At 48.7% G+C, this 14,696-nt stretch carries 12 protein-coding genes and 1 tRNA gene; 3 read left to right on the plus strand and 10 right to left on the minus strand.

Annotation, left to right across the window (positions count from 1 at the left end; translation table 11 throughout):
- Positions 1 to 46 precede the first annotated feature (46 nt).
- The 6 genes from pssD to C1714_RS11065 all read right to left on the minus strand — a co-directional run bounded on the left by pssD (position 47) and on the right by C1714_RS11065 (position 5,279).
- Entirely contained in the window at positions 47 to 535 is a 489-nt protein-coding gene (gene pssD / locus C1714_RS11040) for a PssD/Cps14F family polysaccharide biosynthesis glycosyltransferase (RefSeq protein ID WP_102343670.1), read from the minus strand.
- Positions 536 to 854: 319 nt separating this feature from the next.
- The gene (locus C1714_RS11045; protein ID WP_102343314.1) at positions 855 to 1,691 is read right to left on the minus strand and encodes a hypothetical protein; all 837 of its coding nucleotides are present in this window, start codon (positions 1,689 to 1,691) and stop codon (positions 855 to 857) included.
- A 920-nt stretch (positions 1,692 to 2,611) separates the two neighbouring features.
- Complete coding sequence (locus C1714_RS11050; protein WP_102343315.1) at positions 2,612 to 3,139, minus strand: transcription termination/antitermination NusG family protein; 528 nt, start codon at positions 3,137 to 3,139, stop codon at positions 2,612 to 2,614.
- Positions 3,140 to 3,174: 35 nt separating this feature from the next.
- The gene (locus C1714_RS11055) at positions 3,175 to 4,527 is read right to left on the minus strand and encodes a DDE-type integrase/transposase/recombinase (protein WP_167850035.1); all 1,353 of its coding nucleotides are present in this window, start codon (positions 4,525 to 4,527) and stop codon (positions 3,175 to 3,177) included.
- A 172-nt stretch (positions 4,528 to 4,699) separates the two neighbouring features.
- A tRNA-Arg gene (locus tag C1714_RS11060) sits at positions 4,700 to 4,776 on the minus strand.
- Between the two features lie 38 nt (positions 4,777 to 4,814).
- Positions 4,815 to 5,279, minus strand: a complete 465-nt coding sequence (locus tag C1714_RS11065; RefSeq protein ID WP_102343317.1) for a metallophosphoesterase family protein — start codon at positions 5,277 to 5,279, stop codon at positions 4,815 to 4,817.
- Positions 5,280 to 5,335: 56 nt separating this feature from the next.
- On the opposite strand from C1714_RS11065, the gene C1714_RS11070 reads away from it, so the two are divergent.
- A complete protein-coding gene (locus C1714_RS11070; RefSeq protein ID WP_102343318.1) occupies positions 5,336 to 5,713 on the plus strand; it encodes a hypothetical protein in 378 nt (125 codons plus the stop codon).
- A gap of 81 nt (positions 5,714 to 5,794) precedes the next feature.
- Here the strand turns inward: C1714_RS11070 and C1714_RS11075 are convergent, their stop codons facing one another.
- The 4 genes from C1714_RS11075 to C1714_RS11090 are packed head-to-tail and all read right to left on the minus strand — an operon-like array spanning position 5,795 to position 11,780.
- A complete protein-coding gene (locus C1714_RS11075) occupies positions 5,795 to 6,934 on the minus strand; it encodes a M15 family metallopeptidase (RefSeq protein ID WP_167850036.1) in 1,140 nt (379 codons plus the stop codon).
- Positions 6,935 to 6,959: 25 nt separating this feature from the next.
- Entirely contained in the window at positions 6,960 to 8,744 is a 1,785-nt protein-coding gene (uvrC, locus tag C1714_RS11080) for an excinuclease ABC subunit UvrC (RefSeq protein WP_102343320.1), read from the minus strand.
- Between the two features lie 10 nt (positions 8,745 to 8,754).
- Positions 8,755 to 11,127, minus strand: a complete 2,373-nt coding sequence (locus C1714_RS11085; protein ID WP_102343321.1) for an endonuclease MutS2 — start codon at positions 11,125 to 11,127, stop codon at positions 8,755 to 8,757.
- Positions 11,124 to 11,780, minus strand: coding sequence for a CvpA family protein (locus C1714_RS11090; protein ID WP_102343322.1), 657 nt, complete (start codon positions 11,778 to 11,780; stop codon positions 11,124 to 11,126). The genes C1714_RS11085 and C1714_RS11090 overlap by 4 nt, the downstream gene beginning before the upstream one ends.
- A 52-nt stretch (positions 11,781 to 11,832) precedes the next feature.
- Between C1714_RS11090 and rnhC the strand changes: the two genes are divergently transcribed.
- Both rnhC and asnB read left to right on the plus strand, forming a co-directional pair.
- On the plus strand, positions 11,833 to 12,732 hold the full coding sequence (gene rnhC / locus C1714_RS11095; RefSeq protein WP_102343323.1) for a ribonuclease HIII: 900 nt from the start codon (positions 11,833 to 11,835) through the stop codon (positions 12,730 to 12,732).
- A 365-nt stretch (positions 12,733 to 13,097) separates the two neighbouring features.
- Positions 13,098 to 14,684 carry an asparagine synthase B gene (gene asnB, locus C1714_RS11100; protein ID WP_102343324.1) on the plus strand — a complete coding sequence of 529 codons (1,587 nt, stop codon included), beginning with the start codon at positions 13,098 to 13,100 and terminating at the stop codon, positions 14,682 to 14,684.
- Positions 14,685 to 14,696 lie beyond the last annotated feature (12 nt).

Raw genomic sequence — 14,696 nt, forward strand, 5'->3', positions numbered from 1 at the left:
AAAAACAGCGTGCGGACATAGTTACAAGTAAGTAAATGCAGATTGTTCAAAAAATACTCCCCAAATTAATAGCCTTCTTATAAATCTTCTTCATCTCTTCCCATTCAACGATAAATTTGTCCGTAACTGGATAAACTAGCTTGCCAGTCACAGTTGGTTTATCAATACGGTCAAAGACTTCAATATAAATATTCTTCGTGTGGAAGAACAGCTTTCCTAACCAAAAAAAAGGTACGGCCACAGCGGCACCTGATGAAATTACCAGATCTGGCTTTTCTTTCTTCAAAACTTTCCAAGCCAGTTTTGTATTAATACATAAAGCCTTGAATGAACGATTTGTGGGATAGTAGCAAGGATACACCTTTTCGCCCTGCAGAATACTTCTTGCATCTTCCTTATCAAAAGTAACCCAGAAGCGATTATGCTTCTCCCAAAAGGGTTTAAGCATATAGAGATGAGTAAGATGGCCGCCTGAAGATCCTACCAAGCAAATTTTGTATGAAGTGCCATTTTCATTGTTCTGATTCTCACTCATCTTTGTTCTTTCACCTCTAAGCTCAATAGATATTTCAACAATAATAAGCATAGGTCTTTAGAGCCATAGACCTTTGCATCGTTAAGTTTTATTTTTAAAAATAGTTTTTCACTTTCTGATTAACTCACTGATACAGTTTCAGCAGCAGTGGTCATAAAAACTTTCCCAAGGCTCAAAATAAGACCTTGGAGATCAGGCCTTCTAAAATTCTTTGAAACATTATTTCTGACCTCCTTTCTATGCCTTGCGATCTAAAAACATCGCTTTGGCAACTATCATAATCATCCGCAGAATCTCCTGTGACAAAGAATTTTCATATTTAATAAAGCATTCTGATTGCAGTAACCTTCTCATCTCGTTTATTACGATCTAAGGCCAAGTAGCTTATCAAGCCAAGCTCATAAATAAGATCATATATCTTCTCTATAAGATCATCAGCAGACCTAGAAAGCTTCTCATGATACTTCTTACCTCCACAAGGATCAAAGTTGTTATGACGAATATTACAGTTATTTACAAGGTCAAAAAACTGGTGAGCTTCACCACATTTCAAGTCCTCTAACACTTTTTTCTGTGGTTCCAAATCATCTGCAATTATTTTAAGAAGCTCTTTCTTCCGACTAAGATCCCCTTTTAAAACATAGTGATTGTATTCCATCACTGCATCAGCAGCTGATGGCTTTATGTGTTCTACCACTACAGATGCTGCGGCATTCTTCTGGAGAACGTACCATTTTCCAAATACTTCCTTCAATTCATATCCAACCTTATCAATATCTACTTTTGCAATATCAGTAAATTCTCTTAACTTCTGGGACAGATTTCGCTGCGGTTTGTCTCTATGAGATAATAGTGAGAACGAAATATTGATTATCATTTCAACATAGGCAAAGAAATCATCCATTGTTATAAGCTTATTGTTAACAGCAAGAGGTCTATCAGAATAATCATACTGGATAGGAAAGCCCTCTTGTTCTCTTAACTCATCAAAGCTACTAAAATTTCCATGATCTTTCCACGAGCGAAAATTGTCAGAAATCCAATCATTGATGGTGTCATCATTGCCAGAAAAATCCTCATTACAAACGATACTTTCCAGTTTTTCATATTCTTTCTGGAAATCAATTTCATGCTCCATTCGTTCGAAGAAATTCATACTCAAGCAAATCTCCACACCAGCCAAATTGCACAGTCTAGCTTTCAATCAGATACTCATATGACCAGTCATCCAACGAGACCGTACAATTATCTTATTCTCGCTCTCCGCACAGATGAACTCATTCAGCTAGCTCGTCTTACATACTCATGTATCCATCTAGCTAGTGCTAACTCGATAACTGTCCTAACCTTCCGGACGTCAGTTTATGCAGCATTTCCGGCTTAGTTATGAGGTTTTCTGCATCTTTCATACAATGCGGATTATGAAACTTATCTGCCACCCAGCTAGTCTAGCCCTCTTCTACTACCTATCACCCGACTAGCACCTCTCCGCTAGCTTGTCAGGCACCACTGATAAAGGACGAGTACTAGCTCGGCAGGCTGGTATACTGGGAAGCAAGTGAATTTAGCCTCACTGTGGGTATTATAGTGCTGGCATAAGATACGAAAAAGCCTTTGTTTAACCCAAAATCAGGAACTTTTCTGGATCTCGTTCGTTGTCAAGGACGATTTTACACCTCTTCCTGACAACGAACGAGATTTTATGACTCTCAATTTTTGGCTTTGTTATGCGGTTTTATGAACCTGTGAACATTAAATGAACAAGATCATATTTAATGCTTTTATCTAGCATAAGTACCGCTTTATTGCTGTTGAACACGTTTATGAGCATGCGTTTTTTTTAGCCGATTTTCTCGCTCCTAGACAAGGAAACGTGTTCTTGAACTGTTTGTTTCAAAGAGTGATACCTATCTTAGTACATCTTTCTTTTCGCTTCACTTAAGCATTGCTTATAGATACACTCTCCCCCACCCATTGGGATGGTATGTGGTGGTGTGTTTAACACACCTTTCTGTCTCTTTCCTTCCCAATGTGCTTCTTATGTCCAAAGACTCCTCCCAGGTGGATACCCCTGCGCTAGAAGTGGATCTCCTTCGTTTCTAATAAGCCGGCCTGAATGTTGCGGTGCATGAACTGCTGCTTGAGATAGGCGACACCGTTCTTGCGGTCTACCTTCGTGATGTCGTCCCTGAGCTGTAGTAAGGGGCCACTGTAGACCAGCGTCCGGCTACCTTCACGGTAACCGTAGCTCATCTTCAGAAGGTAGTGATCATCGAAGAGAATGTGATAGAACTCTTTCTCTTCTTCCGTTAAGGCGGAGACACCCTGTTCCTTAAGCTCGCGGATGATACCGTTCTTTTCGTCATTCATCTGACGGATGGAAAGCGTAAAGTCTATCTGATCCAAATCTGACTCTACAAAGAGATACCCCGGAAACATCACCACATCGTCGACGATTTTGTCGATGCTGCGAAGATATTTCTCCATCCGCGGAATGTAAGAGACGAACCCCTGACGCCGTAAGACACGCTGCACCTGCTCCGTCTTATGCGTCACACAATATAGAATATAAATGTTTTCCGATATGGCAAGCCCTCCCTCCATATCTAAGATATTTTACCAAACTATCGTTTTCAGTGTTAAGATTTTTTGATTTTGTCACCTTTTGACAATTCCTTTCCATTTTTCACAAGCTTGTAATTGTTATCCTCAAGCTCGCTGAGATAACGCTGTATATCTTTCTCAGTTTCGGCCACATATACAGGGTTTCTCTTTCTTTCACCAACCTTCATGCATGTTAAATGCTTTCCGTATCGTTCTATGTAGATTTCACCTGTGAACGCATCAATGTAAACATTGACCTTTGTCTTCTGATTGAACTTTATCAGTTCACCATTCTCATTGAATGCACTGTACAGGACATTGCCCAGCGAGAATGTATTATTGTTCACTTCTCGGGAAAATTCACCACGGAATATCTTTGAAGGATCATAGTCTGGCGGCAGCTCTCTGAAAACGTCATGTGGATCCTTTACCGGGAAAGAAAACTTATCATTCAGATACCGGATATAGTATGCGTTAAACCAATTGTTCAACGTGTCATAGTCCTTTATCTGCTGATCCGGATGGTTATGATTCCAGCGGATAATGTCATTGGGCAGCCGATTCTGAGCCGTTCCGTTATATCGTTCAACTCTGCCTTTTGCTTGTGACGAGTTTGCAAAAATCATCTTGATATCAAGCTTCATAATCATTTTTGCAAACTTGGATGGCGCTCCATTCTTGACACTTCTGAAGACGGAATCCTTGTCTGAATAGAAGGCAAGGGGGATTCCCCACTTATCAAGAATCAGCCTGGTCATATGTGCATATCCCCTGGCACATTCCGTAGGCATAAACCATCCCGCAAGCACCTCTGTTCCTGCGTCATCCACTGCAAGGTGCAGGCAATATGTTCTGCCGTCTCCCAGCCAGTCGTATGGGGTCCCATCAATCTGTACCAATTCTCCCCTATGATCCCTTGGAGCCCTGATCGGATGCGTCTCTCTGCTGCCATCAGACCTGACAGGCTTTTCTGCAGGTGACTTCCAGCCTTCATGCATGTATAACTGTCGAAACCACGACTTGCTTCGGTCCTTGAGGCCAAAGCGCTGGACATCATCTCGCTTCTGTGGATCTCCGCTAAACAGGACATCTTCACGATAAAAATCTCTAAACTGTGCTATGGTAATCACCGGATATGTTTTCTTGAAATTCTCCATGTAACTGATCTCTTGGTCGGAGGCGGTCGTTACTGGCTTTCTGCCGGTATTGCCATGGGTAAGGATAGATGACATATCCTTTTCCTTTAGCTGCTCCGCCCACCGGATGATCTGTCGTTTGCTGAATCCGGTTTTGTCGGCAATCTGTCCGTATGTTAGATGAACATCAATTGCTTTCTGCATTAATAGCTTTAGAGCTTCTTCTTTTCGTTTTTCCTTCTCATTCTGCATGGAATGCCTCCAATGGGGCATTCTAATTTCTCCTACATCACAATTTCACAAAAGGTGACATTTTCAAAAAACCAGAGAAGGTGACATTTTCATTTAACTTTGACAAAACTATCGTTTTCAGATCATAAAAAAAGCCGCCGCACAGAGAATTCAACTGCGCAACGGTTTGTAATGGTGTCCTGGAAGGGATTCGAACCCTTGACCGTCCGCTTAGAAGGCGGGAGCTCTATCCAGCTGAGCTACCAGGACAGGCACAAGAAACATATTAACAATATTATACACCCTTTTCAAGGCTGATACGGGAGCCATTTAGCCTCAATCCGCTCATCATAGACGCTCAATACCATATATCCCGGTTCACTTCCGTCGCGGTTATAACGCAGGCTCCCGGGATTGATCAGTCGGATACCATCCGACATCTGATCCATCGGAACATGCGTATGACCATAACACACGACATCGCAGCCGTACTTCTTAGCAAGTGCCGGCAGCGTCCTGTCATAGGGATAGCCTGCCCGATCCCCATGTACCAGAAGGAAGGAATGCATCCCGATCTCAATCTTCAGCTGCGCAGGAAATTCAAAATAGTAATCGCAGTTTCCTTCCACCGTGGCCCATCCCGCCATCTCCTCTTTGCTCAGTTCACTGTCGCCGCAATGGAAAAAGTAATCCGCTTCCGGATATTTATTTTTGAGTGCTTCCCGGAAGTTGCGGAGACGATGTGAATCAGAAACGAGCACGACTTCTTTCATAACTTGATCTTACATCACTGTTTGTAAATTGCCACTGTTTGAATTAAAATGATGTCATGAATATCAATCTTTCGCCGTACAACTGGTACATCCTCTTTGGGGCTCTGGCGCTGCTGATTGTGTTTGTCATCCTTACCGCGGTTCATGCGATTCCGCTTGTAAAAGATCTCAAGGCTCATCAGCCAAAGATCAACAACATTAAAAAAAATGTGCAGCTCACCCAGATCAAGACCGGTGCACTGAAGGAAAAACAGGCAGAGTCCAAGAAGAATGACAAGGCACTGAACTCTCTGTTACTGCTATGGGCCATCCACAAGACCTATAAGGCAAAGGATGAGCGCGGTCCGCGGGCTTACGTGAATACCGCGGCAGAAGTCCTGCAGAAGCGCAAGGCCCGGGCAGATCTCTTCACCAGCCTTCGTAACGGTATCTGAATTGATTCATCATTGTTAACGATTGTTAACGGCGCATCCGATTACGAATGCGCCGTTGTTTTGTTATTCTCACTGTAATTGCTATTTTGCGATGGAAATGGCATCGATATCCTGATTCGCCTGATAGCGGAACAGGGTCAGACCATTGTCATGCAGCGTCTTGGCAAGATCGATGCCAACATAGCGATAGTGGTATGGTTCTGCGGCGATGCCGCTGAGCTCCTCGTCTTCTGCTGTATACGTCTGTACAAAGCCGTATTTCCACGCATTTTCCATCAGCCACTGAGCCTGCCATGTCTTTTCAAACATCGCATCGCTCAGTCCTTCGACCTCAAAGTCGACGCAGGTACCAAGCTGATGCTCATCCTGGCCCGGTTTGAAGGTTGATCTGCCGCTGTTATACAGATCTTCCTGTTCCTTATAGGAGATATAGGCAGCGCCGATTTTCAATCCGCTGCTGGCATCTTCCAGGGATGTGGTTTGTGATTGCGTCTGTGACTGCGTCTTTGACTGTAGCTGTTTCTGCACGTCTGCCTCGTAGGCCGCAAACAGATCCTTGAGCCCCGGCATCGTCTCTGCCGTCACCTGCAGACTGCTGTCATTAACCGGAATGCTGGAATCATCTGTTGCGATGTTCACGAGGTCCTGAGGTTCCCGCTTACTGATCGTAAGATCACCACTAAGAAAGGTGCTTGTGCCGTTGACGTTAATGAGCAGACGGGCATCGGGCGCATAGCTGTCCCCGTTTTCGATCCAGCCCTCAAACTCACTCCAGGTATAGTTGTAGTTGTCGTAGCTCAATAATGTCTGCAGCGTATCGGAATCCACCCTGCCCCAGGTATCTTCCACGATCCGTACAATATGTGCCGGTGTCTCTTGCCACAGCACCAGCGAAAGACGCTTGTATTCCGCCGCATGGTAGATGTTGAAGCCCGGCGCCTCAATAAAGGAGATGAACATGTTGGGCGCAATCGAATACTCAATGATGTAGTCAATCTCCTCATCATTGAGATATTCCTTGATCAGCCGCCGGCTTTCTTCATCACGGTACGGATAGCGGGCAAGCGAATCATAGTGATAGTTCATCACCGAAATCGAAATACCAAGAACCGCTGCCATGCACAGAAGAAAGATCCGCGTCCACTTCGTCTTCTGTTTCCCTTCGAGAGTCGTAATCTCCCCGTTATTCTGCTGTCTGTCTTTGAAAATGGTCTCTGTCATGTTCATGACTTTCTTCGTTCGCTGACTATTCTACCATTCCCTGGCTGTGCAGCGCCTCATAGACTTTCTGCGCCGTCTCTTTGGGAACGATCTTTGCAATATCCTCTACCGATGCCTCTTTCAGATTGCTGAAGGATCCAAACGACCTGAGAAGTGTCCGCTTCCGCTTGGGACCGATGCCCTCGATCTCATCCAGGATGGAACGGGTCTGCGCCTTGTCTCTTAATTTGCGGTGATAGCTGATCGCTACCCGGTGCACCTCATCCTGCATCCGCGTCAAAAGAAAGAACAGCGCACCGTTTTTATCAATCGGAATCTCTCTTCCATCCGTATCTACCAGAGCCCGTGTCGTATGCTTATCATCCTTGGCCAGGCCCATGATCTTGATCGTATTCTGCAGATCCAGCGACGTCAGAATCTCAAGCGCCGCATCGATCTGCGCCTTGCCGCCATCGACGAGAATCCCGTCCGGCATCCGCCCGTTTTCCTTTAACAGCCGGAAATAGCGCCTGTACAGCACTTCCTTCATACTGTCCACATCGCTGTTGGCCGTATGGAGCTTATAGAGACGATAATCCTTCCGCACCGGTTTACCATCCTCGTAGACAACACACGCAGCTACGGTAAAGGTACCCGAGATATGGGAGTTATCAAACAGCTCCACCCGGTTCATCGCATGATTTGACAGCTTCGACAGAAGGGCCACTGCCCCTTCCGTCTCACTCTCCTGACGCTCCATCGACTCAAACTTCAGATCCAGCTGCTTCTTCGCATTTTCAATGCAGAGATCCATCAGCTTCCTGCGGTAGCCCTTCTGCGGCTGCGAGATACGGATCTCCAGTACTTCCGCCAGTTCCTGCACAGTCTCCTGGCTCAGCGTCATCGGCACAAGAAGTTCCTTTGCCTTCGGATGTTCCTCATAGTACTGCACCAGGAAGTTGACAAACTCTTCCTCAGCTTCGCCATAGAGCGGATGCAGCTTCCATTCCTTGGCCAGAATCGTCCCATGGCGCACCAGGAACCCGTTCATCGCAATGTATCCCTTGTCAGCGTACCAGGCAAACACATCCGCATCCGAGCGGCTGTCCTGCTCAATGATCTGTTTGTCACTGGTGGCCTGGATGCTCTCAAGCATCTCCTTATACTGCTGAGCCTGCTCGAACTGCAGGTTCGCGGAGGCTTCCTGCATCTTCTTTGTCAACTCGTCCACGACTTCCTTCGTATCCCCGTTCAAAAAGCGCTCCACCTGATCCGCCATATCCTTGTAGATTTTGGGATCAATGTCATAGACACACGGCCCCTTGCACTGTCCCATATGGTAATACAGGCACAGCTTATCCCCCATATGCACACACCGCCGAAACGGATACAGACTCTGCAGCAGCTTCTGCGTCATCCGCGCCGCGCCCGCATCCGGAAACGGCCCGAAATACCGCGCCTTTTTGTCCTTCTTGCTGTCGCGCGCAATGGTCAGCCGCGGATAATCCTCATTCGTCAGCTTGATGTAGGGATAGGAAGAATCATCCATGAACTGGATGTTGTACTTCGGACGATACTTCTTGATCAGATTGATTTCCAGAACCAGAGCCTCCTTCTCGCTCCTGGTCACAATGAAATCAAAATCCTCAATATTGGAAACCATCTTGGTCGTCTTAAAATCATGGGCACCCGTGAAGTACTGATTCACACGGTTGTGCAGGTCCTTCGCCTTGCCCACGTAGATGATTTCACCATTCTTGTTTTTCATCTGGTAACTGCCCGGTTCATGGGGCAGATTCACCAGCTTCGATTTGATATATTCCCGATCCATTGTCCTTTATTCATTTTAACTTCACGACCGTAGCTCCGCTGCCGCCGTGCTCAGGACGTGCAAGCGTAAACGATTGCACATCCTTCATTGCGGATAACTGCTCATGCACCGCCTTACGAAGTGCTCCGCTGCCATCTCCGTGAATGATGCGGAACTCCTTGAGGCCGTGGATCTTCGCATCCGAGACATAGCTCTGCAGCTTCTCCACCGCTTCATCCACGTGCATACCAATCAGATTGCACTCAGGTGAGAAGGCTTCAAAGATACTGGCATGGGCAATATGTACCTCCGGATCCACCGTAATCTTCGGAATCACCTTGAGACTTGGCCGGATCGTATCCGGTTTCACCCGCATCTCACGTCCATTGAGATTGATGAGTATCTCCTTGCGTTCAATGCGCACCACCTTCGCCGCCTGCCCGTTGGCACGCAGCTCCACCGTATCCCCGACCTGAAAGGCAGGGGGCGCCTGTGTCTTTCTGGCATTGCCGCCCTGGGATATGTCCGGATTGTTATTTCTGCCCTGGCCGGTGCCGGATGAATTTTCACTCTCGCCGCCGGTCCGGTTCAGCTTCTGCCGCTCTGCAAGCACTTCATGGTATTTGGCATTCTGCTGCATCTTCCGCATACGCTTCAGGATGGCATCCGCCTGTTCCTTGGCCTCTTCCGTGATGGCTTCGGCTTCTTCGTCTGCGTGTGCCTTCCACTCATCCCGTTCCTTCTGGAACTCGATCTGCTGAGTCTTGAGCTGCTGCTGGTAGGTGCGGATCTCCTTGAGCTTGGCTTCCAGCTGCTCATTGGTGGCACGCTGCTTGCTCAGTTCCTTGTCCAGCTGTTCGAGAAGAACATCTTCCTGGCTTCTGGCCTGATCCTTCAGAAACCGTGCCTCTTTAATAACTGATTTTGGCAGACCGTACTTTCCCGCGATCTCCAGTGCATTGGAGGAACCCGTCGTCCCTTCCAGATACCGGTATGTCGGAGCCAGCTTCTCCATATCAAACTCAACGCTGGCCAGAAGGATATCAGGATGCCGCTTGCCATAGGATTTGAGGCGGCTGTAGTGTGTCGTGGCAACCGTCATCGTTCCCCGGATGCGCAGTTCATTCAAAATGGCAATCGCTAAAGCTTCGCCTTCCCTGGGATCGGTGCCGGAGCCGATTTCATCCAGAAGCACCAGAGACTGCGACGTCGCCGATGCCAGGGCCCTAGCCTGCTTTTCCACATGGGCAGAAAAGGAACTCAGCGAAGAAACGACGGACTGATCATCTCCGATGTCGGCATACACGGCATCAAAATAAGGAATGACAGCACTGTCACAGGGAATCGGAATGCCGCAGTAGCTCATCAGCGTAAAGAGACCGATGATCTTCATCGATACCGTCTTTCCGCCGGTATTGGGCCCCGTAATCAATAACATGTGCTGAGGATCTTCGAGGTGATAGTTATTGGCTACAACCTTCTTGGGATCAATCAGCGGGTGCCGCGCCTTTTCGAAGGAAAGTCTGCGCTCTTGCGTCAGTGTGGCAACGCATGCATCATGCGCCGCACCCCATTGTGCCCTGGCAAAAATTGCATCAAGGATCCCGGCCGTTTCCAGGTTTCCGATCTCTTCATCGGCAATTTTCCCAACTTCCTTTGTGCATTCGACAAGGATGCGGTGGATTTCCCGCGCCTCCTGTTCCTGCAGCTGGGCCTTGCGGTTGTTGGCGGCGATGACTTCCGGCGGCTCGATATAGGAAGCCTGTCCACTGGCGGAATCGCCATAGACAAAGCCATGAAAGCTGTTCTTGTCCGAAGCTTTTACAAGGATGACGGCACGGTCATTGCGGTAGGAAACGATCGAATCCACGATGCTGTCGGGATGCGCATGCATGAAGCGGGTCACGGCCGCCTGCACGTCGGCGTCCGCATGGCGAAGACTGGACCGGATATTTCTAAGATCGGCAGATGCGGAATCCCTGATCTCGCCATAGGCATCGATGCAGGATTCCAGCTTCGCTGCCGTATTCTTATGAATCGTGATCGTGGAAGTCAGATCCTTTAAGGCCGGATGATCCTCCTCAATCATTTTTTCATAGGCAGTGATATGGGATAGGCCGTGGATCAGATTGATTTCCTGACTCAGTTCCTGCGGCGTCAGGGTGCGTCCCTTCTTTGCATTCTGCAGGGACTGTTCAATATCCCTGATCCCGTCAAAGGGCATCGTCCCGTAATGAACCACGGCCGCAAGGGCTTCTCTGCTGCGCTCATTTTCCTGCCGCAGAACCAGCGGCTCATAGCTTGGCGTCAGTTCTTCGATCTTCTTCTGACCAAGGGAAAAGGAGGCGAAGTTCTTCACCTGTTCCTTGATTACATTCAGTTCCAGCTGCTGCTCAAGACTCATTGATTCTCCTCTTGCGGCGTATAGCCGTGTTCCTGGAGCCACTGCTCGATGGCCTGGGTATCTTCCCCTTCATTGTTTTTCAAAGACTGATACAGCTTCGAAAAGGTTTCCGTCTCATTCACCGGTACCGCCAGCTTTGAAAATACCGTGCCGGTTGTTTCGCTGATCGTGTGCAGAACCGTGTTCCGGTAAATATCGGCACCGTTGCTGAAAAGAGGCGTCTGCAGAAGGATGCAGAACACAAGCACCCACACCGTAGCCCCGACTGCCCCAAGCAGCGCACCAAGAAGGCCGCTGATCTGCTTCAGTACCGGAATATTCTCAATGCCCTTTGCCAGCTTATCCAGAAGCAGAAACAGAAGCCGCAGGACGATGAGCAGCACAAAGAACCACGCCATCTTGTTGAGCATCGCATACACCGTGTCGCCATAGAACGCATCCTTTGCCGGATTCCAGGACGAGGGCCAAAGGTGAATGTATTCCGCAAGGACGCCGCAATAGCGCCATGCCCCGAGAAATGACAGCACCGTACCGAGAAGACTCACAAGCTGCCTCAGAAATCCCCGGTGCGCCCCCAGAAACAGAAACGCAATGTAAAAGGCCGCAATGACGATATCAACAATGTAATAGGACGCCGGCGGAATCGTGATCATGCAATTTCCTTTCCTCTTTTCTGCACGCTATTTTACAATAGATGGGCAAATCATGCCGAAAACTGTAGTGACACTGACATTGAACGAACAGGCCGCAGAAGATCTGTATTCTGCATTTTCATCGTGCTCGGTACCTGTATCTTCGCCCTATATCCGTTATCAGCTGCGTCCGGAGGGCTGCGTCATCACCTGCTACAAGACCAACAAGGTCGTATTCCAGGGGACGGATGCCGAGAAATACAGTACGCCCTATCTCAATATGCCGGGAGCGGTTCCCTCCACGTCATCCCGGAGCTCTTCGTCCTCCGTCATTTTGCCGCAGGGCGGCAGTGACGAGGTCGGTACCGGAGACTATTTCGGTCCGGTGTGCGTCTGTGCAGCGATCGTGGCGGAGAAGGACTGGGATCTGATTCAAAGACTCGGCGTCCGCGATTCGAAGACGATCACGGACGTAGACATAAGGATGATGGCTCCGAAGCTGATGGAACAGATTCCCTATTCGCTGCTGATTGTTCCGCCGGCAAAATACAACGCGGTCCATGCCTCTACCAATCTCAATTCGATGAAGGCCATTCTTCATAATCAGGCCTATCTGAACCTGAGGAAGAAGGCAGCGCTGCCCGCCTTCCTTATGGTGGATCAGTTTGCGCCTGAGAAGCAGTACTACAGCTATCTGCGTAATGTGCCGGAAGTCGTGCGCGGACTCCATTTCGAGACGAAGTCGGAAAGCAGATATCCCGCCGTCGGCTGTGCATCGATCATTGCGCGCTATGCCTTTCTGAAGGCAATGGATCAGATGAGTCAGAAATATCAGATGACCTTTGCCAAAGGCGCCGGGACACCGGCGGATGACTGTGCCATGGCCTTTGTCGAGCGCTATGGAATGGATGAGCTCAAGAATGTTGCAAAGCTCCATTTCAAGAATACGGAGAAGATTCAGCGCACCCTCTAGAAAATGTAACAAATGTAAATGAAAGTTTTTATTGAAAACACATTGCATTTGTTCTGAAAAAAAGATATAACAATGCCATCAGCGAAGAAAAGGAAGCGAAACCCTTTTAGACCAGAAGAGAGAGCGGCGTACAGGTGAAAGTGCCGAGGGTCACTGAATGGCGGAACAACACCTTGGAGCTCCGGTCCCAAACGCAGATCACTGCGAAGTAGACGCCGGCGGACACAGACCGTTAGCACTGTGGATCTATGCTGGTAGATCAATGAGACCGGAAACATACGGTAAACACGGGTGGCACCACGAAGCGCAGTCCTTCGTCCCGATCAGGGGACGTGGACTGCTTTTATTTTCTAAGAGGAGCTGCTATGTGCGGAATACTTGTAACAACAGATGAATTAACGGATCCGAAGGCATTTGAGGCCGGACTTGCAAGTCTGGCAGACCGCGGACCCGATGATGGAAGAATTCTCTCCATCGGCCACGGAACGATGGGCTTCCGCCGCCTGGCCATTATGGGACTCAACGAAGAAGGAATGCAGCCGTTTGTAAGAGGCGGCTCTGCCGCCGTATGCAACGGCGAGCTGTATGGCTTCCGTCCCGTCAAGAAGAGACTCGAGGAAGAGGACCATTACACCTTCCGTTCGGACAGTGACTGCGAAATCATTCTGCCGCTCTATGAAAAGTTCGGTACCGGGATGTTTGCGAAACTCGATGCGGAATATGCGATGGTGATCTATGACGCGAAGGAAGGCAGCTGGATCGCTTCCCGCGACCCGATCGGGATCCGTCCCCTCTTCTACGGCTATACAAAGAACCACAGGATCTGCTTCGGATCGACGGCGGCATCTCTGATGCCGATTGCCGAAGACATTATGCCCTTCCCTCCCGGAACTTATTACAAGGACGGCGTCTTCACTGCCTATACGCATATTGAGCTGCCGGATGCCATGATCCATGACGATCTCGAGACGGTATGCAAAGGAATCCACGACCGCCTCGTCGAAGGTGTTTTGAAGCGGATGGACGCTGATGCGCCGGTCGGCTATCTGCTCAGCGGCGGCCTTGACAGTTCGCTGGTCTGCGCCATTGCGCAGCGCCACTCCAGGACGCCGATCCGTACCTTTGCCATCGGCATGGATACGGACGCCATCGATCTGAAGTATGCGCGCCAGGTTGCGGAATTCATCGGCTCCGACCATACCGAAGTCAAGATGACACGTCAGGAAGTCATCGATGCGCTCCCGGAAGTCATCAAGGCACTGGGAACCTGGGATATCACAACAATCCGCGCCTCCATGGGCATGTACCTGCTGTGCAAAGCAATTCATAAAGATACCGATGTCCATGTACTCTATACCGGAGAAATCTCGGATGAGCTCTTCGGATACAAGTATACGGACTTTGCCCCGGATGCCCAGAGCTTCCAGATCGAAGCCGAGAAGCGGATCCGTGAGCTGTATATGTACGATGTTCTGCGTGCTGACCGCTGCATCTCCGCAAACTCCATGGAGAGCCGCGTACCGTTCGGTGACCTTTCCTTTGTCCATTATGTAATGTCCATCGATCCTTCGATGAAGATGAACACCTACCATATGGGCAAATATCTGTTACGCCACGCATTCGAGAAGGACAACCTCCTGCCGCATTCGATCCTGTTCCGGGATAAAGCGGCCTTCTCGGATGCCGTCGGCCACTCTCTGGCCGACGATCTGAAGGCGTTAGCCGAAGAGAAGTACAGCGATCAGGACTTCAAAGCGGGCTGTGCGAAGTACACGTGGCACAGACCTTATACCAAGGAAAGCCTGATGTACCGGGATATTTTCGAATCCTATTACCCCGGCATGGACAGGATGATCAAGGACTACTGGCTGCCGAACCAGAGCTGGCAAGGATGCCAGGTCAGTGATCCTTCGGCACGTTACTTATCCAACTATGGAGCATCCGGGATCTGATCCCGGGTGCTT

It is taken from the genome of Galactobacillus timonensis (assembly GCF_900240265.1).
Taxonomy (GTDB): Bacteria; Bacillota_I; Bacilli_A; order Erysipelotrichales; family Erysipelotrichaceae; genus Bulleidia; species Bulleidia timonensis.